Here is a 20,700-nt window from a genome sequence, read left to right as displayed (position 1 = left end):
CGATGATCGGACTAGAACATTACCTCACAGTCGCAGCGACGCTGTTCGTCATCGGCATCTTCGGGCTGTTTCTGAACCGCAAGAACGTGATCATCCTGTTGATGAGCATCGAATTGATGCTGCTGGCGGTGAACATCAATCTGGTGGCATTCTCGTCCTTCCTTGGCGATCTGGTGGGGCAGGTGTTCACCCTGTTCGTCCTGACGGTCGCCGCCGCCGAGGCGGCCATCGGCCTTGCGATCCTTGTGTGCTTCTTCCGCAATCGGGGCACCATCGCTGTCGAAGACGTCAACGTGATGAAGGGGTAAGCCGATGAACCTGCTGCTGGACTATATCTGGATGCTGCCGGTCGCAATCGGTGTGGCCGGTGTCTATTACTTTGCGATGCAAGACATCGCCCCTGCGCCCGCCCGTGCGCGCGTGCAGACCAAGACCAAGGGATAAGCCGATCATGGAAACCATCATCCTCTTTGCCCCTCTGGTCGGCGCGCTGCTGTGCGGCTTTGGCTGGCGCGCGTTTGGAGAAACGGCGGCCTGCTGGATCGCAACAGGCCTGTTGTTCCTGTCCGCGGCCCTGTCGTGGATCGTCTTCCTGACCTTTGACGGCACCACCGAAAGCATCCAGATCCTGCGCTGGATCGAAAGCGGCAGCCTCAGCACCGATTGGGCCATCCGCCTTGATCGGCTGACGGCCATCATGCTGATCGTGATCACGACCGTGTCCAGCCTCGTGCACCTTTATTCCTTTGGATACATGGATAACGACCCACAATGGCGCGAAGGCGAGACGTACAAGCCCCGCTTCTTTGCCTACCTGTCGTTCTTTACCTTTGCGATGTTGATGCTGGTGACAGCCGACAACCTTGTGCAGATGTTCTTTGGTTGGGAGGGGGTCGGCGTCGCTTCCTACCTGCTGATCGGATTCTATTACCGCAAGCCAAGCGCCAATGCGGCGGCGATCAAGGCATTCGTGGTCAACCGGGTTGGTGATTTCGGCTTTGCGCTTGGCATCTTCGGGCTGTTTTTCCTCACCGATTCGATCAAGTTCGACGATATCTTTGCCAATGTGGCCACGCTGGCGGACACGCAACTGACCTTCCTGTGGACCGAGTGGAACGCGGCCAACCTGATCGCCTTCCTGCTGTTTGTCGGGGCCATGGGAAAATCGGCACAACTGTTCCTGCACACGTGGTTGCCGGACGCGATGGAGGGGCCGACGCCAGTGTCCGCCCTGATCCACGCCGCGACCATGGTGACGGCGGGCGTTTTCCTTGTCTGTCGCATGTCGCCATTGATGGAGTTTGCGCCCGAAACGATGGCCTTCGTCACCTTCCTTGGCGCGGCGACGGCGCTGTTCGCGGCCTCTGTCGGCCTTGTGCAGACCGACATCAAGCGCGTGATCGCCTATTCCACCTGTTCGCAGCTTGGCTACATGTTCGTAGCTGCGGGCGTGGGCATGTATTCGGCGGCGATGTTCCACCTGCTGACGCACGCCTTCTTCAAGGCGATGCTGTTCCTTGGGGCCGGGTCGGTGATCCATGCGATGCACCACGAACAGGACATGACCAATTACGGGGCCTTGCGCAAAAAGATCCCTTATACCTTTGCGGCCATGATGATCGGTACGCTGGCCATCACCGGGGTGGGTATTCCGGTCTGGATCTTCACGCTTGGTGAAATCCCGATCGGGTTCGCAGGCTTCCAGTCCAAGGACGCAATCGTCGAAAGCGCCTTTGCCGCCGGCACCGGCTTCAGTTTCTGGGCGCTGGTCATCGCGGCGCTGTTCACCAGTTTCTATAGCTGGCGGTTGATGTTCCTGACCTTCTACGGCGAAGCGCGCGGCGACAAGCACACGCATGACCACGCCCATGAAAGCCCTGCCGTCATGCTGATCCCCCTTGGGGTGCTGAGCCTCGGCGCGGTCTTTGCGGGGATGGTCTGGTATGGCTCGTTCTTTGGACACACGGACAAGGTCGCGACGTTCTACGGCATCCCATATGCCGAGGCCGGGGACCATGGCGCGGCCAAGGACGACCATGCTGACGACAGCCACGGTGACGACAAGGGCAAAAAGGATGAACACCACTATGCCTTTGCCGGGGAGCCGGGGCAGGGTGCGCTTTATATCGGGCCTGACAACACCGTTCTGGATGACGCGCACAAGGTGCCTTATTGGGTGAAAACTTCGCCCTTTGCGGCGATGCTGCTTGGGTTCCTGACGGCCTATTGGTTCTACATCAAGAACCCTTCGCTGCCCGGACGGCTCGCCGAGAACCAGCGCCCGCTCTACCTGTTCCTCAAGAACAAGTGGTACTTTGACGAGCTTTATAATTACATCTTCATCCAGCCCGCACTCTGGATCGGCAAGCAGCTGTGGAAAAAGGGCGATGGGGATGTGATTGACGGCACCATCAACGGTGTCTCAATGGGCATCGTGCCCTTTATCACGCGACTCGCCGGGCGGGCGCAGTCGGGCTACATCTTTACATACGCGTTTGCGATGGTGATCGGGATCGCGATCCTGATCACGTGGATGACGCTGAGCGGGGGCGCCAACTGATGCCACTGCTTGGCCTGATCTGTCTGGGGGTGATGTTTGCGGGTGTAATGTACATGCGCGACGACCGGCAGGATGTGCGGCGCGTCGCCAAGGGCGGTGTGATCGGCGGGACCATCGGGGCGACCCTCGTGGCGATGGTGGCGTTTGGGCCGATGATTGCCCTGATCCTTTTTGCGGCGTTTGTTGCGCTGTCCTTTCTTAATCAATTCTGGACCTGACACATGGACAACCTTCTTTCCATCGTCACCTTTATGCCGGCCCTCGCGGCCCTGATCCTAGCTGTGTTCCTGCGTGGTGAGGACGAGGCGGCGCAGCGCAACGCCAAATGGGTTGCGATGGCGACAACGGGGCTGACCTTTCTCGCCTCGCTGTTCATCCTGTTCGAGTTCGACCCCAACGACACCGGCTTCCAGTTCGTGGAAGAGGGCACCTGGATCATGGGTCTGACCTACAAGATGGGGGTCGACGGGATTTCGGTGCTGTTCGTGATGCTGACCACCTTTATGATGCCGCTGGTGATTGCGGCCTCGTGGTCGGTGACGGACCGGGTCAAGGAATACATGATCGCCTTCCTGCTGCTTGAGACGCTGATGCTGGGTGTGTTCATGGCGCTGGATCTGGTGCTGTTCTACCTGTTCTTCGAGGCCGGGTTGATCCCGATGTTCCTGATCATTGGTATCTGGGGCGGGGCGAACCGCATCTATGCCAGCTTCAAGTTCTTCCTTTATACCTTCCTTGGCTCGGTGCTGATGCTGGTGGCGATGGTGGGCATGTTCGCGGATGCGGGCACCACCGACATTGAACAGCTTCTGACCCACCAGTTCGGCTCCGAAAGCTTTTCGCTGCTTGGCATTCAGGTCGTGGGGGGCATGCAGACGCTGCTGTTCCTGGCCTTCTTCGCCAGCTTTGCGGTCAAGATGCCGATGTGGCCGGTCCATACGTGGTTGCCGGATGCGCACGTGCAGGCCCCCACCGCCGGATCGGTGGTGCTGGCGGCGATCCTGCTGAAACTCGGCGGCTATGGCTTTATCCGTTTTTCCATCGGGATGTTCCCGGTCGGCTCTGACGTGATGGCGCCGCTGGTCTTGTGGATGTCGGCCATCGCCATCGTCTACACCTCGCTGGTGGCGCTGGTGCAGGAGGACATGAAAAAGCTGATCGCCTATTCCTCGGTCGCCCACATGGGCTTTGTGACCATGGGCATCTTCGCTGCCAACCAGCAGGGGCTGGATGGCGCGATCTTCCAGATGCTCAGCCACGGGTTCATTTCGGGGGCGTTGTTCCTGTGTGTGGGCGTGATCTATGACCGGATGCACACGCGCGAGATCGACGCCTATGGGGGCCTCGTGAACAAGATGCCCGCCTATGCGCTGATCTTCATGCTGTTCACCATGGCAAATGTGGGCCTGCCCGGCACCTCCGGTTTCGTGGGCGAGTTCCTGACGCTGATGGCGGTGTTCCAGGTCAACACCTGGGTGGCGGCCGTGGCAACGACCGGGGTTATCTTTTCGGCCGCTTATGCGCTGTGGCTTTACCGCCGCGTGGTGATGGGCGATCTGATCAAGGAGAGCCTGAAGTCGATCACCGACATGAGCCGGCGCGAGCGTGCGATTTTTGCACCGCTTGTGGTGATGACGATCCTGCTTGGGGTCTATCCTGCGCTGATCCTCGACATCATCGGGCCATCGGTGGCCGCCCTTGTGACCCAATATGACACGGCCCTTGTGGCGGCAGAGGCCGCAACGCAATTGGCTGCAAACTAAGAACGGTTTTGAACAATGTCCGCTGATCTGACCATCATCCTGCCTGAAATCCTGCTGTCGGGGTTTGCCATTCTGGCCCTGATTGGGGCGGTCTATACGTCCAAGGACGACCTGGCCTCGCCCCTCGTTTGGTCAACAGCGGCTGTGTTCCTGGCGCTGGCGGCGTGGATCGGGTTCACGGGGGAGGGCAGCAACGCGGCCTTCTCCGGCATGTTCATCGATGACGGGTTTTCGCGCTTTGCCAAGGTGACGATCCTGATCTCGGCAGCTGCCGTTCTGTTGATGAGCGAAGGGTACATGGCCGCGCGCGGATTGCTGCGCTTTGAATATCCGGTGCTGGTTGCGCTGGCGGTCGTGGGCATGATGATGATGGTGTCAGCGGGCGATCTGATGGCGCTGTACATGGGCCTCGAGCTGCAATCGCTGTCGCTTTATGTCGTTGCGTCCCTGCGCCGGGACTCGGTCAAGTCAACCGAGGCGGGCCTCAAGTATTTTGTGCTGGGTGCGTTATCCTCGGGCTTGTTGCTGTACGGTGCGTCGCTGGTCTATGGCTATGCGGGCACGACGCTGTTTTCGGGTATCGTGCAGGTCGCACAAGAGGGCGTGTCGCTCGGGCTGCTCTTTGGTCTTGTGTTCCTGATGGCGGGTTTCGCGTTCAAGGTGTCTGCCGTGCCGTTCCACATGTGGACGCCGGATGTGTACGAAGGTTCGCCCACGCCCGTCACCGCCTTCTTTGCCACCGCACCCAAAGTCGCGGCCATGGCCCTGTTTGCGCGCGTGATGCACGACGCCTTTGGCGGCGCGGTCGCGGACTGGCAGCAGATCATGGCGTTGCTGTCCGTCTTGTCCATGTTCCTTGGGGCCTTCGCGGCCATCGGGCAGACCAACATCAAGCGGCTGATGGCGTTTTCGTCGATTGCCCATATGGGCTATGCGCTGATGGGCCTCGCGGCGGGCACGGTGCTTGGTGTGCAGGCGATGCTGGTCTACATGGCGATCTACGTGACGATGAACGTCGGTACCTTCGCCTTCATCCTGATGATGGAGAAGGATGGTCAGCCCGTAACCGAAATCTCGTCCCTCAACAGCTATGCCAAGAAAGAACCCGGCAAGGCGCTCGCGATGCTCGTCCTGATGTTCTCGCTCGCCGGTGTGCCGCCCATGCTGGGCTTCTTCGGCAAGTTCTATGTTCTGCGCGCCGCCTATGAGGGGGGCCTTGCGTGGCTTGCCATCGCTGGTGTGATCGCCTCCGTTATCGGAGCCTATTACTATCTGCGCATCGTGTTCTTCATGTATTTTGGCGATGCGGGCGAAGATCGTCTGAATGGCGGCAAATCCCCGATTTTGTGGGTGATGCTTATGGGCTCGGCTGCGGTCATGGTTCTGGGCATCGTCAACATGTTCGGTGTCGAAGGCGCGGCAGCGGCGGCTGCGGCCACGTTGGTGAACTAGGCGCCGTTGGTTAGCCGACCGTCCGTGAAACACCTTCGGAACGCGGGCACGTTATGACCGGGTGGCCTGAAGGCTATGGCCGCACTGTCCTGACCGAGGTTGATTCCACGTTGAGCGAAGCGGCACGTCGCGCGACTGATTTGGCGGGGCTTGAGTGGATCTTGGGACTGAACCAGACGGCTGCACGGGGGCGACGTGGCCGCGCTTGGTCCATGCCTGCGGGCAATTTTGCCGCGACTTTGGTGTTGCCGATGCGCGAGGCACCGGGCGATGCCGCGCTACGCTCTTTTGTCATATCGCTGGCCTTGCATGATGCTTTCGTGGCGGCCACGGGGCGTGGCGATGCCTTTGCGCTGAAGTGGCCCAACGACGTGCTGCTGCGCGATGGCAAGGTGGCGGGCATCCTGCTTGAGAGCATCAGCACAGGTGCGGCGGTGACACATCTGGCCATTGGTGTCGGGGTCAACCTGAAAACAGCACCGGGCGCGGATCAGGTCGAGGAGGGGGCTGTGCGCCCCGTGGCCCTGAAATCCGAGTTGGGAGTGAACATCACGCCGCAGGCGTTTTTGAACCTGCTGGCCCAATCCTATGCTCGCTACGAGGCCCAGTTTGTCACCTACGGCTTTGCGCCTATTCGCACCGCGTGGCTGGCCCGCGCCGCCCGTCTGGGCGAGGTCATCACCGCCCGCACAACCCGCGAGGCCTATCAGGGAACGTTCGCAGATGTGGACGCAGACGGCCAACTTGTTCTAGAGACGCCCAAAGGCCGGGTGCGCATCCCGGCGGGCGACGTTTATTTCTGAAGGGACGCACCCCATGCTCTTGGCCATCGACTGCGGCAACACCAACACCGTGTTTTCCATCTGGGACGGAGAGGCGTTTATCGGCACCTGGCGCACCTCGACCGAATGGCAGCGCACGGCGGATCAATACTATGTCTGGCTGTCGACATTGATGAAGTTCCAGAACATTGATGTTGAAATCACCGATATGATTATCTCCTCCACGGTGCCGCGGGTGGTGTTCAACCTGCGCGTTCTGGCAGATCGCTATTTCAACACGCGCCCCATCGTGGTGGGCAAGCCCGATTGCCTGCTGCCGGTGGGGGTGCGCGTGGATGAAGGCACACAAGTTGGCCCTGACCGTCTTGTAAATACGGTTGCGGGGCACGATCTCTATGGCGGTGACCTGATCATGGTTGACTTCGGCACCGCCACGACATTCGACGTGGTGGACAGTGATGGGGCCTATATCGGGGGGGTGATCGCACCTGGTGTGAACCTCAGCCTTGAGGCGCTGCACAACGCGGCTGCCGCACTGCCCCATGTGGACATTACCAAGCCCCAGGCCGTCATTGGTACCAACACTGTCACCTGCATGCAGTCGGGGGTGTTTTGGGGTTACGTCGGATTGGTGCGTGAGATATGTGCCAGGATCAAGGCGGAACGCGCCCGTGAGATGCGCGTGATTTCAACAGGGGGCCTTGCGCCGCTGTTTCAGCAGACTGAAGCCCTCTTTGATCATTATCAAGACGAATTGACGATGCATGGCCTGACGGTCATCCATCGCTATAACAAGGAAAATACCTGAAATTATGAGCAGTGAACGACTGATCTACCTGCCCCTTGGGGGGGCGGGTGAAATAGGCATGAACGCCTATGTATATGGCTATGGCAAACCCGAACAGGAACGCCTGATCGTGGTGGACCTTGGCGTAACCTTTCCGGATATGGACGGCTCGCCCGGCGTGGACCTGATCCTGCCCGACATCACATGGCTTGCCGAACGCAAGGATCGCATCGAGGCGATCTTTGTCACCCATGCCCACGAAGACCATGTGGGCGCTATTGCACACACCTATGACCAACTTGGCGTGCCTATCTATGCGCGCGCCTTTACCGCCAATATCGCGCGGCGCAAGATGGGCGAACATGGCCACGATGAAGAGGCGGTGCGCGTCACCGGCGCATGGCCCGAACAGGTCGAGGTGGGCCCGTTCAAGGTCGGCTTTCTGCCCATGTCCCACTCGATCCCCGAAAGTGCGGCCCTGATCATCGACAGCGCCCATGGCCGGGTGATCCACTCGGGCGACTTCAAACTGGACGAGACCCCCATCGTGGGCGAACCCTTTGACCCGGACCTCTGGGCCGAGGTGTCCAAGGGCGGGGTCAAGGCGTTCGTCTGTGACAGCACCAACGTCTTTTCACCCAATCCGGGTCGGTCCGAAACGAGTGTCGGGCCGGAGATTGAAAAGCTGGTGCGCGACCATACTGAGGGCGTCGTGGTTGCCACCACCTTTGCGTCCAATGTGGCCCGTGTGAAGACATTGGCGGATGCGGGTGCGCGGGCGGGCCGTTCGATTGTGCTGCTTGGCCGTGCCATGCGGCGGATGATCGAAGCCTCAATCGAGACCGGGGTCCTCAAGGATTTCCCGACCGTGGTCAGCCCCGAGGATGCGCGCAGCATTCCGCGCGAGAACCTGATGTTGCTTGTGACCGGATCACAAGGCGAGCGGCGCGCGGCGTCGGCCCAACTGGCCAACGGCAAATATATGGGGCTGGAGCTGAAAGAGGGCGATCTGTTCCTGTTTTCCTCGAAAACCATTCCCGGCAATGAACGTGGTGTAATCCGGATTATGAACCAGCTGTCCGAAAAGGGCGTGGATGTGGTCGATGACTCCTCGGGGCTTTATCACGTGTCGGGCCATGCGAACGGGCCGGATATCGCGCGCCTGCATGACATCGTTAACCCGCAGATCGTGGTGCCGATGCACGGTGAACACCGGCATTTGCGCGAACACGTCAAGATGGCGGAAAGCGCCGGGCGCACAGGTGTGCTGGCGGTGAACGGGATGATGATCGACCTGTCGGGCAATGCACCCAAAGTGGCCGAATATATCGAAACCGGGCGGACCTATCTGGACGGGTCGGTGCAAATCGGTGCGCTGGACGGGGTTGTGCGGGATCGTATTCGCATGGCGCTGAATGGGCACGTTCTGGTGACGCTGATCCTGGATGAAGAGGATGAGCCGCTTGGCGATCCATGGTGTGAAACCATGGGGCTGCCGGATATGGGCACCTCCAAGGCTGCATTGGTCGAAGTGTTGGAAGCGGATATCGGCCAGTTTCTGGGCCGAGCGGATGCCAAGACCTTACGTGATGATGACAAGCTGACCGAAGCCTTGCGCCGCATCGTGCGCAAATCCGGGCAGGACGAGATTGGCAAGAAGCCGGAAGTCACGGTCGTTATCAGCCGGATGCACTAGGAAAGGCACCGCCCCAATCTTGACAGAGCGGGGCGGCTCACGCCTTAAATGCAAACAGTATTGCAATCGGGTCAATTTGGGCCCGCACAGGCATTTTTTCGGCAAGGGCATTTCGATGGCAGATGAGAAGATAAAGAAACCGCCGAAGATGGATTTCAAGAAAAAAACCAAGCGGATGGATTTTTCTGTGCTTGGATCCAAAGGGCAAATCTGGGTGCAGCAGTTCTGGTCGTACAATTATACGACCAAGGGGGGCGCAACCGCGTGGACCTCGAAGGAAAAGAAGGATTTTCACAAGGAAATCGAAAGGGTCATTCGCAAGGCCTGGAACGGGAAATTCGTGCTATCTGTCAGCGGCACATCCGATTTTGCCAACTATTTCAAGGACAAGCCCTTTGTCGTGAAATTCGACATCGACCCCAAGACATCCGGCGCGCATTGGAAGGTGACGGCCGTGAAGGTGCCCAAGGGCAAGTTCAACGGCAGCGTGGTCAACTGGGGCAAGCAGGAGATGACGCTCGATACCGAGGATACCGTCGAGGTGAACAAGGGCGGGGGTAAAGGTGTCAAACAGTCGGGTGCGGCGCATGAGTTCGGGCACGCCATCGGAAATTCCAAACATTCACCGGCCGGGCACGGCGATGAGTACAAGAGCTCAAGCGCGTTCAAGGATCACAAGAAGTCGATCATGCATTCGGGCATGACGATCAAGAAGCGCCATGCGGACTATCTGGTGATCGAATTGAACAAGATGATTCCCGATACAACATTCAGTGTAAAAAGCGTCAAATGATGCGCGCTGCGGCGGCCCTTCTGGCGCTTGCTGGTCTGGCGTGGATCGCCGCAACACTCGTTCAAGGCAATGAGGGAGAGACACACGTGAACAAACAGATTGAACGGGATGCGCCGGTCGAGGCCTTTGTCGGCATTGACCAGGAAGGTGCACGGGACCTTCTTGGTGTCGCGCTGCGCGAAGAGACGTTCACCATGTCACCGGGCGTTCCCGAATTTCGGATCGAGCTGCGCAATATCTTTGACGCCGATCAGACGCCGGATATCCGCGAAGTGACATGGGCGCGCAGCAGTGAAGAAAACCTCACGCTGTGGTTTGCCCAAAACGATGGCGTGTGGCGGGCCGTGCATGGGATGTCATGGCACCCCGGTGCCGAGTTCTGAGCACACCTTTCAGCTGGCGCGCCGCTCGTCGAAACTCAGCTGGATGAAGGTTGGCGTGTGATCGCCCAGGCCGACAACCTTGTTACCACCTCGATCATCATTGCGCCCCTTGCCGCGTCCACCGCGGTCGGACGAACGCCCACCCCGGCTGCTTGACGCTTTGGCTGTCGCCTCCTGTTCAGGCTTGGGCGTTTCCTTCGCCTCGACCTCTTGCATGGGCGCGTCGGCCTTTACCTCTTCGGCGTGGGGGGCGTCGTCCTTGGCCTTACGTGGGCGGCGGGTGCGCTTGGGCTTGTCCTCGACCTTGTCGTCTGGGTTTGTGTCCGCAGGCTCGGGCGCCTTGGTGCCAAGCGGGTTGTCCAGACGCGGAATTTCCTTCTGGATCAGCTTTTCAATGGCATCGAAGTTCTTTTCATCGCGCGGCACGCAGATCATCATCGCCTTGCCGTCACGTCCTGCACGGCCCGTCCGGCCAATGCGGTGCACATAGTCTTCGGCGTGGCTTGGGACGTCAAAGTTGAACACGTGGCTGACCGAAGGCACATCAAGCCCGCGCGCGGCCACATCCGAGGCGACAAGGAAACGCAACTCGCCATTGCGGAACCCTTCCAGCGTGCGGGTCCGTTGCGATTGGTCCAGATCACCGTGGATGGGTGCCGCGTCATAGCCGTATTTTTTCAGGGACTTGGCAACCGTGTCCACATCCGTCTTGCGGTTGCAGAAGATGATGGCATTGGTGCATTTCTCACCTTCGCCATCAATTATCAGGCGCAGCACCTTGCGCTTTTCGCTGCCTTCACGATCCTTGCGCGAGCCTTTGAACATGACCACGCCCTGCTCGATTGTCTCGGAGGCTGTGGCCTGGCGCGCAACCTCGATCCGCTCGGGATTGGACAGGAAAGTGTTGGTGATCCGCTCGATTTCAGGGGCCATGGTCGCCGAGAAAAACAGGGTCTGGCGGGTGAATGGCGTCAGACCAAAGATGCGCTCGATATCGGGAATGAACCCCATGTCAAGCATGCGGTCAGCTTCGTCCACGACCATGACCTTGACGTCATTCAGGATCAGCTTGCCGCGTTCGAAATGGTCAAGCAGGCGGCCCGGTGTGGCGATCAGCACGTCAACACCCTTGTCGATCAGGATGTCCTGTTCCTTGAACGACACACCGCCGATCAGCAGGGCCTTGGTCAGCTTCACATGCTTGGCATAGGTGTCGAAGTTCTCGGCCACCTGCGCGGCCAATTCGCGCGTGGGGCACAGCACGAGGCTGCGCGGCATCCGTGCGCGAGCGCGGCCACGGGCCAGCATGGTGATCAGGGGCAGGGTAAAGCTGGCGGTCTTGCCGGTGCCGGTCTGGGCGATCCCCAGAACGTCGCGTCCCTCAAGGGCAGGGGGAATCGCACCCGCCTGAATGGGCGTGGGGCTTTCGTAGCCCGCTTCGTCGATGGCTTTGAGGACCTTTGGATTGAGGTTCAGATCAGAAAATTTTGTCATGTATGTCCGTATGTTGCGGACACTGACTTGGCCCGCGGCATCATCTGCTGCCGGCCCGAATGGCCCAAGCGGAGGCCTTTGGCCCCGACACGCGCTGCGTCCATAACAAAGGCGTGGGTTGGCGTCAAACCGCAGCGTCGGGGAAGTGTCGGGCGAGCGCGGCATCAAGGGCCAGATCAACCTCGCGCAGCAACCCCTGTTTTGACAGGCGCGCGCGCAAGGCGGGGCTGTCACTGATCACTTCGTCAAAAAAGGCGCGCAAGCCCTCCTCGCCCTGATCATCGTATAGGTGGGCAAAAAGATCATGCAGCGACATGCCGCCATTTTCGGGCGGGATCGCGGGGCGCAGATCCGACCGGTAAGAGCCTTTGGCGTGGCGATAGTCAAAGGCGGTGCGCCATGCGTCCCAGGACGGGGCATGACAGTGGGCAAGGTCAATCTGCGCAATGTCCGCGCCACTTTCAAGCGGACCGCCATTTTGAAACGCGTTGTGAATCTGGATCGAAATATCGTCCAACCCTTTGCGTACAAAAACCTTTCCCGCGACATGGCTGAGGAAACCACCTTTGACGTAGGCCCCGAATGTTGGGTAAATCTCGCTGACCAGCTTGCGGCGTGCGGGGCCTGCGGGAATGAACGTCTTAAAGGCCGTCGCACTGCCGCCAAGCAGTTCCATGGGCCGGATCCGTGCCACGGCCTGCTGCTCTGGCAGGCCTGACAACAGGTCGGCCACCGGGGCTTGGGGCACCAGAAATTCGTCGACATCCATATGGATCAGCCAGTCCACCTCGGCACGCCGATGATAGGCATGGGTCGCATTCATCGCCTGACGCACCTGATGCTTGCCGGGCCGCTTGCCCCCAAGCCGCTGCCAATGCGCGGTATCACAGGTCTGAACCCGTACTTTCGGGTGTGCTTTCAGATGGTTAAAGGCTGCGTCATTCGGCGCATCCAGATAGATATATAGCCGATGCGCGCCCTGTTCGAGATGATAGGCCGCAAAGCGCAGCACCTCGGGGGCAGGGGCGAGGATGGTGGCCACAAGGCCCCAGGTGGTCACGGCCTAATCCTCCAGCTTGCCGAAAATGCGGGTCACCTTGTCATCAAGGTCCAGTCGCGCTGTGATCAGCATGTCATGCGCCGCGAGGAGGTCAAGCCGTTCGGGTGTCGCCGCACTCATCTCCTGATGGAAATGGCGCAGCGCATTTGGGTCTGTATCCTCCAGCAACACGCGGATCAGGTGCCCAAGCGGGTTGGCGCGGCCTTTGCGGTCGTGATAGCTGCCCTTGGCGAGGCGATAGGCCATATGTCTTTGAAATGTCTCGAAATCCGGGGCATGGGCGTGACCAAGATAGAGGTCGGTGGTTGCGCCCAAACCGTCCATGTTGTGCCCATTGCGCTGAAACGCGTGGATGCCAAACCGGGCCTCTGGCAGGCCGCTGCGCGCGATCAGTTTCGGACTGAGCGTGCTGATGAAGCCGCCCGGAACATGAGGGCCATAAGTGGGATATAGGTGGCGAGCCGCCTTGGGCGTGGCCGCCTTTTTGAAATGATGCAGTGCGCCTGCGCTGTTGAGCATCTCGACCATGGGGACTTCGATATGGATCGTCTCGGCGCTCAGACCCCCGAGCAATTGGCGCATGGGGGCCGGGGCCAGTAAGTATTCGTCCACGTCGAAATGCGCGAGCCAGTCCAGTTTCGTTTGCCGATAGATGCGCGTCGCATTGAAGGCCTGGCGCATCTGGTGGTTTTGAAAGCTTTGCGGGTGTTTGCCCCGCCAATAGGCCGCATCGCATTGGAAAAACCTGACGCGCCGATGATCGAGGCGGTCGGCTAGGGCCGGGTCGGGCGCGTCCAGATGCACAAAGATTCTGTTGGCACCAAGGTGCAGGTAATGCGCCAAAAAGCGTGCCACCTGAGCGATCGGTGCTTTGACAGTGGTGACGACGCCCCACCGCAGATCCGGCTTTGCGGTTTCGCCAAGGGCCACCGTTCAGACCATCATTTCCTTGGTCGCGGTTAGTTTCACGTCCGGATAGTCGCGCCCGACCCGGTCGATATCCCACTGCAGACGGGTCAGGTAAACGATGTCGCCATCATTGTCGTGCGCGATATGTTGTTTGTTGCTTTCTGTAAATTTTTCAACGGCTTGCTTGTCCCCGCTCACCCACCGTGCCGAGGTGAACTGCGACTGTTCGAACCGTACGGGCAGTCCGTATTCCAACTCAATCCGGCTGGCGAGCACTTCAAATTGCAACTGGCCCACCACGCCGACAATGAACCCCGATCCAATAGACGGTTTAAAGACCTTTGCGGCCCCTTCCTCGGCGAATTGCATCAGCGCCTTTTCCAAGTGTTTCGCTTTGAGCGGGTCGCCCGCGCGCACCCCTTGCAACAATTCCGGCGCAAAGGATGGGATACCTGTAACACGCAAAGGTTCCCCTTCTGTTAACGTGTCACCGATGCGCAATTGGCCGTGGTTGGGGATGCCGATGATGTCACCGGCCCACGCCTCTTCGGCCAGTTCGCGATCCGAGGCCAGAAACATGACCGGGTTCGAGATGGCCATTGGTTTTTTGCTGCGCACATGGGTTAATTTCATGCCGCGTTTGAAATGCCCCGAGGCCATACGCAGGAAGGCCACACGGTCGCGGTGCTTGGGATCCATGTTGGCCTGAACTTTGAAGACAAAGCCGGAAACCTTTGTTTCTTCTGGTAAAATCTCTCGCGGTTGGGCCTTTTGGATTTGCGGTTGAGGGCCGTATTGGGCGATCCCGTCCATTAACTCTTTGACGCCGAACGAGTTAATGGCCGAGCCGAACCAAATCGGGGTCAATGTACCTTGCAACAGTGCTGTCGCATCGAGAGGCGGCAGCAATTCGCGCGCCATTTCAAGCTCTTCGCGCAGTTGGGCAAGCTGGTCGGCGGGTACATGTTCGGCCAGTTTGGGGTCGTCCAAACCGTTAATCTCGATGCTTTCGGCAACCTTGTTGCGGTCGGCGCGGTCCATCAACTCAAGCCGGTCGCGCAAGATGTCATAACAGCCGATAAAATCGCGCCCGACCCCGATTGGCCAAGAGGCTGGGGTGACGTCAATTGCAAGGTTTTCCTGAATTTCGTCAATGATCTCAAATATATCGCGACTTTCTCTGTCCATTTTATTGCAAAATGTCAGGATCGGCAGATCGCGCAAGCGGCAGACTTCGAACAGCTTTTGGGTCTGGCTTTCGACGCCTTTGGCCCCATCAATTACCATCACGGCGGCGTCCACCGCCGTCAGAGTGCGATAGGTGTCTTCCGAGAAATCGGAGTGACCCGGCGTGTCTACAAGATTGAACCGGAACTCTTTGAAATCAAACGACATTGCAGAGGCAGAGACCGAAATCCCGCGGTCTTTTTCCATCGCCATAAAGTCCGAGCGCGTACGCCGCGCCTCGCCCTTGGCCCGCACCTGCCCGGCCATCTGAATGGCACCGCCAAACAGCAGGAATTTCTCGGTCAGCGTCGTCTTGCCCGCATCGGGGTGCGAAATGATCGCAAAGGTGCGGCGACGGGCGACTTCGGGGGGCAATTCTGGACGGTTATCAAGCATATGTGCCCTATATCGGCGCGCGCCATACGGGGCAAGCACAGGCGTGATGGACGCTGGTCGGGTGCGATTTACCAAATGTTGATACATTCATGGAATACCCCCGGAGGAAGCGGCGCGATCAGCTTTGAAGGGGTGCTGACAAAATATGGCAGGGGCGAGTGCTATACCATAAGCATCACATCTATGGAGGGTGCCCCGATGAACTTGAATGAAATAGCCACAGAACTTGTAGCAGGCTGCCGCGAGAACCGGACGCAAGCCAATCTGGAGGTGCTCTATGCCCCTGATGCCGTGTCGGTTGAGGCCACTGACAACGGCATGGGCCGCGAGGCCAAGGGGCTTGAGGCAATTGCCGGCAAGCACGCGTGGTGGGACGCCACGTTTGAAATGCAGGGCGGTGATATCTCTGAGCCGATGATGCACGGCCCCGACCGGTTTGCCGTCATTTTTGAACTGACCGTCAAGCACAAGGAAAGCGGCGAGGTCAGCGATATGAAAGAGGTGGCGCTTTACACTGTTGCCGACGGGAAAATTGCACGCGAAGAATTTTTCTATCCAACCTGAAGGGTCGATTGATTGTGATCGAACCGCCGTAGAATGTCGGTTGCCGTATCTCGCCCCACCGTGCAAGCCTGCGCGGTGGAGGATGGGCGATGGACGAAATGGCGATAGGTATTCTGACGCACACGGCGGCGTTGAACCTTTTGGCAGCAATGCTTTGCGGTGCTATGATTGGATCGGAACGTCAGATCCGGCGGCGGATGGCGGGCCTGCGCACCAACGCATTGGTCGCCGTGGGGGCTGCGGGTTTTGTTGTCTTTGCGGCCTTGTTTCCGGATGATATGAGCCCCACGCGCGTGGCTGCGCAGGTGGTGTCGGGCATCGGTTTTTTGGGTGCGGGCATCATGTTTCGTCATGGGTTTACCATCCATGGTCTCAATACGGCAGCAACCCTGTGGTGTTCAGCGGCGGTCGGTTTGATGTGTGGCACAGGTGCGTATCTGATTGCGCTGACGATGACCGGCATCATCATGTTCATCAATATCGGTTTGCGCCCCGTGGTAACGTGGTTTTCGCGTCTGACCAAATCGGGGCACGATGCATCGGTCGAGTTTCACGTGACGCTGTCCTGCGCGCCAAGTGATGAAGGCGCGGTGCGCAATCTGGCCGCAGAGATCCCATCCACCCCCGGTTTCCGATTGCTGGGACTGGAGCGGGAACAGGAGGCCGAGCGCGTTCTGCTCGAAGTGATCATATGTGCTGGCACGCGCGGCGAAGAGGCGCTGCGCCAAAGTCTGATGCCCTTGCTGCGCGATCCGCGAGTGTCAAACCTGCATTGGGAGCGGGTGGGGGCCAGCAGGGTCTAGTGGTGACTTGTACTGGTTATGGTCAAAGAAGGTCGCCTGACCCGAAACACCATCACACTGCCTGGGTCGGTCCGCTTGTTCCAAAGAGGGCAGTGTGCCCGAGTGCGTCGTTTACAACCACAAATCACGCCCGCCGAAACGCCAACAACGCCCCGGTCGAACAGCCCGGATCGTAGGTCAGATTGGTTTGTGACATGCAATCCACGATCTTTTTGATCACACTTGGTGCGTATTTTCGCGGATGAAGTTCGACGATGACATGGCGGACAAATCGGGGCCACGGCTGGTCAAACAACGACTGCTCTGCCCCTTCAATATCCATGATGACCACGTGGGGGCGATAGGTCTCCAAGAGGTCGGCAAGCAGCAGGGTCGGCACCTCGACCACATCTTCGGGGGACGCGGTGTCGTCGGCGATGGACGACCCCCAAAAGACCCGGCCCACACGGAACAAGAGGTGATCGCTGCCAATGGACCCGCCGATAACCGCGCCGTGAATGACGCGCGCCGTGTTCGCCCCGTTGCGGTTCAGGTTTTGGCGGATGACGTCGACGGTCTTGGGGTTGGCCTCGACCGTGGTGACGTTCTGGGGGGCGGTGATCTGGGCGCAGATCGAACTGATATAGCCAATGCCGCCGCCCAGTTCGAGCACGCGGTGATCCTTTTGAACCCGCATGCGCACGGCCCGCGCTTCGGGGCCCTCATAATCCTTGGACGACATCTTTTGCGTCAGTTTCTTGTCCAGAAGTGCGTCGGGCACATCCAGCGAGACATCGTCAAATTCAAAAAGAGCCATGGGGCCGCCCGTGTCCTGAGGGTTGCATGAACGCTGCTGACTGCATTACCGGGTCGAGGCGCGGCGCAGGATCTCTACTGCATCCGGGCGATCGAGCAGAGTCTCCGTCACATCAAGGCCGGACAGCCCGGCATCTGTGTGCGCAGTCAGCAATGCGCTGACTTCGGTGGGCACCACGGGCGCGCTGCGCGTGTCGATCAGCATGGATTCCGCTGCGATCCCTTCGGCATAGATGATCTGATGGGTATCAAACAGCAGCTCGAAATAGTCGACAAAGCCGCCATCCTGCACGATCACCGTCTCGCCGTTGACCAGATGGCGCGCCTTGACCAGCAACTCGGAGCGGCCTGCCCCCAAGCGATCGGTGCGCTGGTAGATGAACAGGCGGTGGTCGGGCGAGACGATCAGATCTCGGTCATTGTTCAGCGTGCCCGCGCGGATGCGGATTGGGGCGAAATCACCCACCGCCCGCACGGTCGCTTCGCCGATCCAGCGGATGGCCTGCACGCCGTCATTGCGGGTGAGGATCCGGTCGCCCACGCGCAAATCCTCGATCGGGGTTTGTGCGCCCGAGGCCAGCGTGATGTGGGTGCCGCGTGTGAACCGCGCGCAGGTCAGGTGTGCAATGCGGGTGCGCAGGTTTTCCGTGTCGATACCCACAAGCGCATAGTTGGTCCGCGGTGCCAGCCGCGCCATCGGCAACAGGTAGGTCTGCGCGATGTGACCCATCATGTCGACCTCGACAAGCACAAGGGTATCGGTTGTTTGCCCATCCGGCGACATGAACGTGGCGGCGCAGTCGAGGTGGACCGAATTGCCCGGCTGCCCGCGGGCGCTGGTATCGGCCACAGTGAAGTGCGTGTCATCAATGACGTTCAATGTCAGGCGATCGGTTTCGGCAGCACTGGACAGCGTATAAACATCGTCGAGCATCAAATCGTCCGCACAACCGATGGCATCACCCAGATTTGCACCCTCGCTCACCACAAAGGCTTCGGCCTGAAAGACAGGCAGATTTTGGGTGGGGGGCAAGTGGGCTTGGGTCATATATATGGGTCTGTTGGTCCTGTTCGCCGACGGTGTAATCTAGAATTGTGGCACGATCCGGTCAACGCCCCGGTGTTTTACTGGCGCTTGTGTGAACAGCCCGTTACCGATGGGACAACAACGATCAAGGAGAGACGTGATGGATCTGGGACTTTCGGGCAAGCGGGCGGTCGTGTGCGCGTCCTCCAGGGGATTGGGTTTGGGCTGTGCCGAGGCGCTGGCGGCTGCGGGCGTGTCGCTGGTGATGAACGCGCGCGGTGCTGAGGCGCTTGAAGCCTCTGCGCAAGCCATTCGCGATGCCCACGGCGTTGAGGTGACGACCGTCGCCGCAGATGTGACCACATCCCAAGGGCAGGCGGCCTTGATCGCGGCAGCGGGTGACGCTGACATCCTGGTCAACAACGCGGGCGGCCCTCCTCCGGGGATGTGGACGGACTGGGATCGGGACGATTTCATTGCAGCACTGGATGCCAACATGCTGGCCCCCATCGCGCTGATTAAGGCGCTGGTGCCGGGCATGATGGACCGGGGGTGGGGCCGTGTGGTCAACATCACCTCGCAATCCGTCAAGGCTCCCATTGCGGTTCTGGGGCTGTCCAATGCGGCGCGCACGGGCCTCACGGGCTATGTCGCGGGCACCTCGCGGCAGGTCGCAGGCAGCGGCGTGACCATCAACAACCTGCTCCCGGGCATTCACGCCACGGACCGGGCTGACGCGCTGGATGGCGGAGTGGTGAAGGCCCAAGGGATCACGCTGGACGAGGCCCGTAGCCAACGCGCGGCCACGATCCCGGCGGGGCGCTATGGCACGCGCGAAGAGTTTGGCGCAGCCTGCGCGTTCCTGTGTTCGCAACATGCGGGGTTCATTGTGGGTCAGAACCTGCTCTTGGATGGCGGTGCGACGGTGGCCACGATCTGATGGCCCGCGCCCCGGCCACGTTTTCATTGAAGGACCAGTTGTTTAACGCAGAGTCCTTGGGTGATCTGGCGGGCGAATTTGCAGCCGGAGTTCCGGGGTTCGATCACGCCGCCTTTCACGCGGCGGCGTTGTCGGGGATTGCGGATCGCACGTTGATGGAGTGTCTGGATTGGTTCGCGGACTGTGTTGAGCCCTATCTGGCCGCCGACTTCCCAACCATGGCGGATCAGTTGGAGGCGGCCATGCCCGCACCACTTGACCCCACCTTGCGCGACGATGACTTTGGCCGCTTCATCCATGCGGTGCCGGGGGTTTTGGCGGTGCGTCATGGGCTTGAAGATCACCGCGACCGCGCCCTTGATCTGCTGCATGCGGCCACGCAGCGGTTTTCGATGGAGTTCTATATCCGTCCCTTCCTGAACCGCTGGCCGGACGAGGTGCTGGCCCGGCTGGCGATCTGGGCGCGAAGCGACAATTATCATGTGCGCCGTCTGGTCAGCGAAGGTACAAGGCCCAAGCTGCCATGGGCGCGCAAGGTCGAGGTGGGCGGGGCGCAAACCTTGCTGCTGCTGGATGCGCTGCACGGCGATCAGACCCGCTTTGTCACCCGGTCGGTAGCGAACCATCTGAATGACGTGGCCAAGGACGACCCCCAAACGGTGCTGGACCGTCTGGCCAAGTGGGACAAGGCAGGCAAGCAATCCCCGAAAGAGCTGGACTGGATGCGCCGCCATGCCTTGCGCACGCTGATCAAGGACGGGCATCCCGGCGCGATGGCGATGTTGGGCTATGCGCGCGATGTTGCCGTGGATGTGGCTCTTGAGGTGGCAACCCCTGTCGTCGCAATGGGTGATCCGCTGGACTTTGAGGTCACGATCACCACGTCCGAAGCGGCCCTCGTGTTGGTGGATTACCGCATCCGTTTTGCGCGCCCCGGCGGCAAGACGGGCGAAAAAGTGTTCAAGTTGAAGGTGGGCAAGGTTGCGCCGGGCATCCCTCTGGTCTTGCGCAAGGTCCACAAGCTGAAGGCCAACGCCACCACGTTTGCGCTGTATCCCGGTGCGCATGCGGTGATGGTGCAGGTGAACGGCGTGGACCGGGCCGAGGCGGCATTCGAGATCACCTGATGCGGGCGGTCGGAGGCTGGTCTGTTTTGAGCGATGCTCAAAAGGCACCCACCCACCGTCCCCCGAAGCCGTTCCATCACATTTGTGTGGCCGTGCTGGCGTGCGGGCCTTTGCCCTGTTAGGCCGCGCAAAAAAACCCATT

21 protein-coding genes are annotated in these 20,700 nt (G+C 59.8%); 15 read left to right on the top strand and 6 right to left on the bottom strand.

The window, feature by feature from the left end:
• Nucleotides 1–2: 2 nt before the first annotated feature.
• The 11 genes from nuoK to Q0859_RS05950 all read left to right on the top strand — a co-directional run bounded on the left by nuoK (nucleotide 3) and on the right by Q0859_RS05950 (nucleotide 10,216).
• The gene (gene nuoK / locus Q0859_RS06000; protein WP_008553673.1) at nucleotides 3–308 is read left to right on the top strand and encodes an NADH-quinone oxidoreductase subunit NuoK; all 306 of its coding nucleotides are present in this window, start codon (nucleotides 3–5) and stop codon (nucleotides 306–308) included.
• 4 nt (nucleotides 309–312) lie between these two features.
• Entirely contained in the window at nucleotides 313–444 is a 132-nt protein-coding gene (locus tag Q0859_RS05995; protein WP_299148589.1) for a hypothetical protein, read from the top strand.
• A gap of 7 nt (nucleotides 445–451) precedes the next feature.
• Nucleotides 452–2,560 (top strand): NADH-quinone oxidoreductase subunit L, encoded by a 2,109-nt coding sequence (gene nuoL / locus Q0859_RS05990; RefSeq protein WP_299148587.1) that lies wholly within the window; start codon nucleotides 452–454, stop codon nucleotides 2,558–2,560.
• On the top strand, nucleotides 2,560–2,778 hold the full coding sequence (locus Q0859_RS05985; RefSeq protein ID WP_299148584.1) for a hypothetical protein: 219 nt from the start codon (nucleotides 2,560–2,562) through the stop codon (nucleotides 2,776–2,778). The genes nuoL and Q0859_RS05985 overlap by 1 nt, the downstream gene beginning before the upstream one ends.
• Nucleotides 2,779–2,781: 3 nt before the next feature.
• A complete protein-coding gene (locus Q0859_RS05980; protein ID WP_299148583.1) occupies nucleotides 2,782–4,323 on the top strand; it encodes an NADH-quinone oxidoreductase subunit M in 1,542 nt (513 codons plus the stop codon).
• A gap of 15 nt (nucleotides 4,324–4,338) precedes the next feature.
• A complete protein-coding gene (gene nuoN, locus Q0859_RS05975) occupies nucleotides 4,339–5,775 on the top strand; it encodes an NADH-quinone oxidoreductase subunit NuoN (RefSeq protein WP_299148579.1) in 1,437 nt (478 codons plus the stop codon).
• A 53-nt stretch (nucleotides 5,776–5,828) separates the two neighbouring features.
• Nucleotides 5,829–6,578 carry a biotin--[acetyl-CoA-carboxylase] ligase gene (locus tag Q0859_RS05970; protein WP_299148577.1) on the top strand — a complete coding sequence of 250 codons (750 nt, stop codon included), beginning with the start codon at nucleotides 5,829–5,831 and terminating at the stop codon, nucleotides 6,576–6,578.
• 13 nt (nucleotides 6,579–6,591) lie between these two features.
• Entirely contained in the window at nucleotides 6,592–7,365 is a 774-nt protein-coding gene (locus tag Q0859_RS05965; protein WP_299148574.1) for a type III pantothenate kinase, read from the top strand.
• Between the two features lie 4 nt (nucleotides 7,366–7,369).
• Nucleotides 7,370–9,040 carry a ribonuclease J gene (locus Q0859_RS05960; protein ID WP_299148572.1) on the top strand — a complete coding sequence of 557 codons (1,671 nt, stop codon included), beginning with the start codon at nucleotides 7,370–7,372 and terminating at the stop codon, nucleotides 9,038–9,040.
• Between the two features lie 148 nt (nucleotides 9,041–9,188).
• Nucleotides 9,189–9,833 (top strand): hypothetical protein, encoded by a 645-nt coding sequence (locus Q0859_RS05955; RefSeq protein ID WP_299148569.1) that lies wholly within the window; start codon nucleotides 9,189–9,191, stop codon nucleotides 9,831–9,833.
• Nucleotides 9,830–10,216, top strand: coding sequence for a hypothetical protein (locus Q0859_RS05950; RefSeq protein ID WP_299148567.1), 387 nt, complete (start codon nucleotides 9,830–9,832; stop codon nucleotides 10,214–10,216). The genes Q0859_RS05955 and Q0859_RS05950 overlap by 4 nt, the downstream gene beginning before the upstream one ends.
• Before the next feature lie 9 nt (nucleotides 10,217–10,225).
• On the opposite strand, the gene Q0859_RS05945 is transcribed toward Q0859_RS05950, so the two are convergent.
• From Q0859_RS05945 to Q0859_RS05930, 4 genes are all read right to left on the bottom strand, one after another.
• Nucleotides 10,226–11,710, bottom strand: coding sequence for a DEAD/DEAH box helicase (locus Q0859_RS05945; protein WP_299148564.1), 1,485 nt, complete (start codon nucleotides 11,708–11,710; stop codon nucleotides 10,226–10,228).
• A 124-nt stretch (nucleotides 11,711–11,834) separates the two neighbouring features.
• Complete coding sequence (locus tag Q0859_RS05940) at nucleotides 11,835–12,770, bottom strand: glycosyltransferase family 2 protein (protein ID WP_299148560.1); 936 nt, start codon at nucleotides 12,768–12,770, stop codon at nucleotides 11,835–11,837.
• 3 nt (nucleotides 12,771–12,773) lie between these two features.
• Nucleotides 12,774–13,700 (bottom strand): glycosyltransferase family 2 protein, encoded by a 927-nt coding sequence (locus tag Q0859_RS05935; RefSeq protein WP_299148558.1) that lies wholly within the window; start codon nucleotides 13,698–13,700, stop codon nucleotides 12,774–12,776.
• A 3-nt stretch (nucleotides 13,701–13,703) separates the two neighbouring features.
• On the bottom strand, nucleotides 13,704–15,302 hold the full coding sequence (locus Q0859_RS05930) for a peptide chain release factor 3 (protein WP_299148555.1): 1,599 nt from the start codon (nucleotides 15,300–15,302) through the stop codon (nucleotides 13,704–13,706).
• 198 nt (nucleotides 15,303–15,500) lie between these two features.
• On the opposite strand from Q0859_RS05930, the gene Q0859_RS05925 reads away from it, so the two are divergent.
• Together Q0859_RS05925 and Q0859_RS05920 are read left to right on the top strand one after the other, a co-directional pair.
• The gene (locus Q0859_RS05925) at nucleotides 15,501–15,866 is read left to right on the top strand and encodes a nuclear transport factor 2 family protein (RefSeq protein ID WP_299148552.1); all 366 of its coding nucleotides are present in this window, start codon (nucleotides 15,501–15,503) and stop codon (nucleotides 15,864–15,866) included.
• Nucleotides 15,867–15,955: 89 nt separating this feature from the next.
• Complete coding sequence (locus Q0859_RS05920; protein WP_299148551.1) at nucleotides 15,956–16,669, top strand: MgtC/SapB family protein; 714 nt, start codon at nucleotides 15,956–15,958, stop codon at nucleotides 16,667–16,669.
• A gap of 124 nt (nucleotides 16,670–16,793) precedes the next feature.
• On the opposite strand, the gene Q0859_RS05915 is transcribed toward Q0859_RS05920, so the two are convergent.
• Nucleotides 16,794–17,465 (bottom strand): FkbM family methyltransferase, encoded by a 672-nt coding sequence (locus Q0859_RS05915; protein WP_299148549.1) that lies wholly within the window; start codon nucleotides 17,463–17,465, stop codon nucleotides 16,794–16,796.
• Nucleotides 17,466–17,510: 45 nt separating this feature from the next.
• Nucleotides 17,511–18,497, bottom strand: a complete 987-nt coding sequence (locus Q0859_RS05910) for a Hint domain-containing protein (RefSeq protein ID WP_366523178.1) — start codon at nucleotides 18,495–18,497, stop codon at nucleotides 17,511–17,513.
• A 154-nt stretch (nucleotides 18,498–18,651) separates the two neighbouring features.
• Between Q0859_RS05910 and Q0859_RS05905 the strand changes: the two genes are divergently transcribed.
• The gene (locus Q0859_RS05905; protein WP_299148546.1) at nucleotides 18,652–19,431 is read left to right on the top strand and encodes an SDR family oxidoreductase; all 780 of its coding nucleotides are present in this window, start codon (nucleotides 18,652–18,654) and stop codon (nucleotides 19,429–19,431) included.
• On the top strand, nucleotides 19,431–20,558 hold the full coding sequence (locus Q0859_RS05900) for a DNA alkylation repair protein (protein WP_299148544.1): 1,128 nt from the start codon (nucleotides 19,431–19,433) through the stop codon (nucleotides 20,556–20,558). The genes Q0859_RS05905 and Q0859_RS05900 overlap by 1 nt, the downstream gene beginning before the upstream one ends.
• The last annotated feature ends 142 nt before the right edge of the window (nucleotides 20,559–20,700 follow it).

It is taken from the genome of uncultured Tateyamaria sp. (genome assembly GCF_947497045.1).
Classification (GTDB): domain Bacteria; phylum Pseudomonadota; class Alphaproteobacteria; order Rhodobacterales; family Rhodobacteraceae; genus Tateyamaria.
The sequence above is the reverse complement of the archived record's forward strand: the minus strand, read 5'-3'. Positions and strand labels throughout refer to the sequence as shown.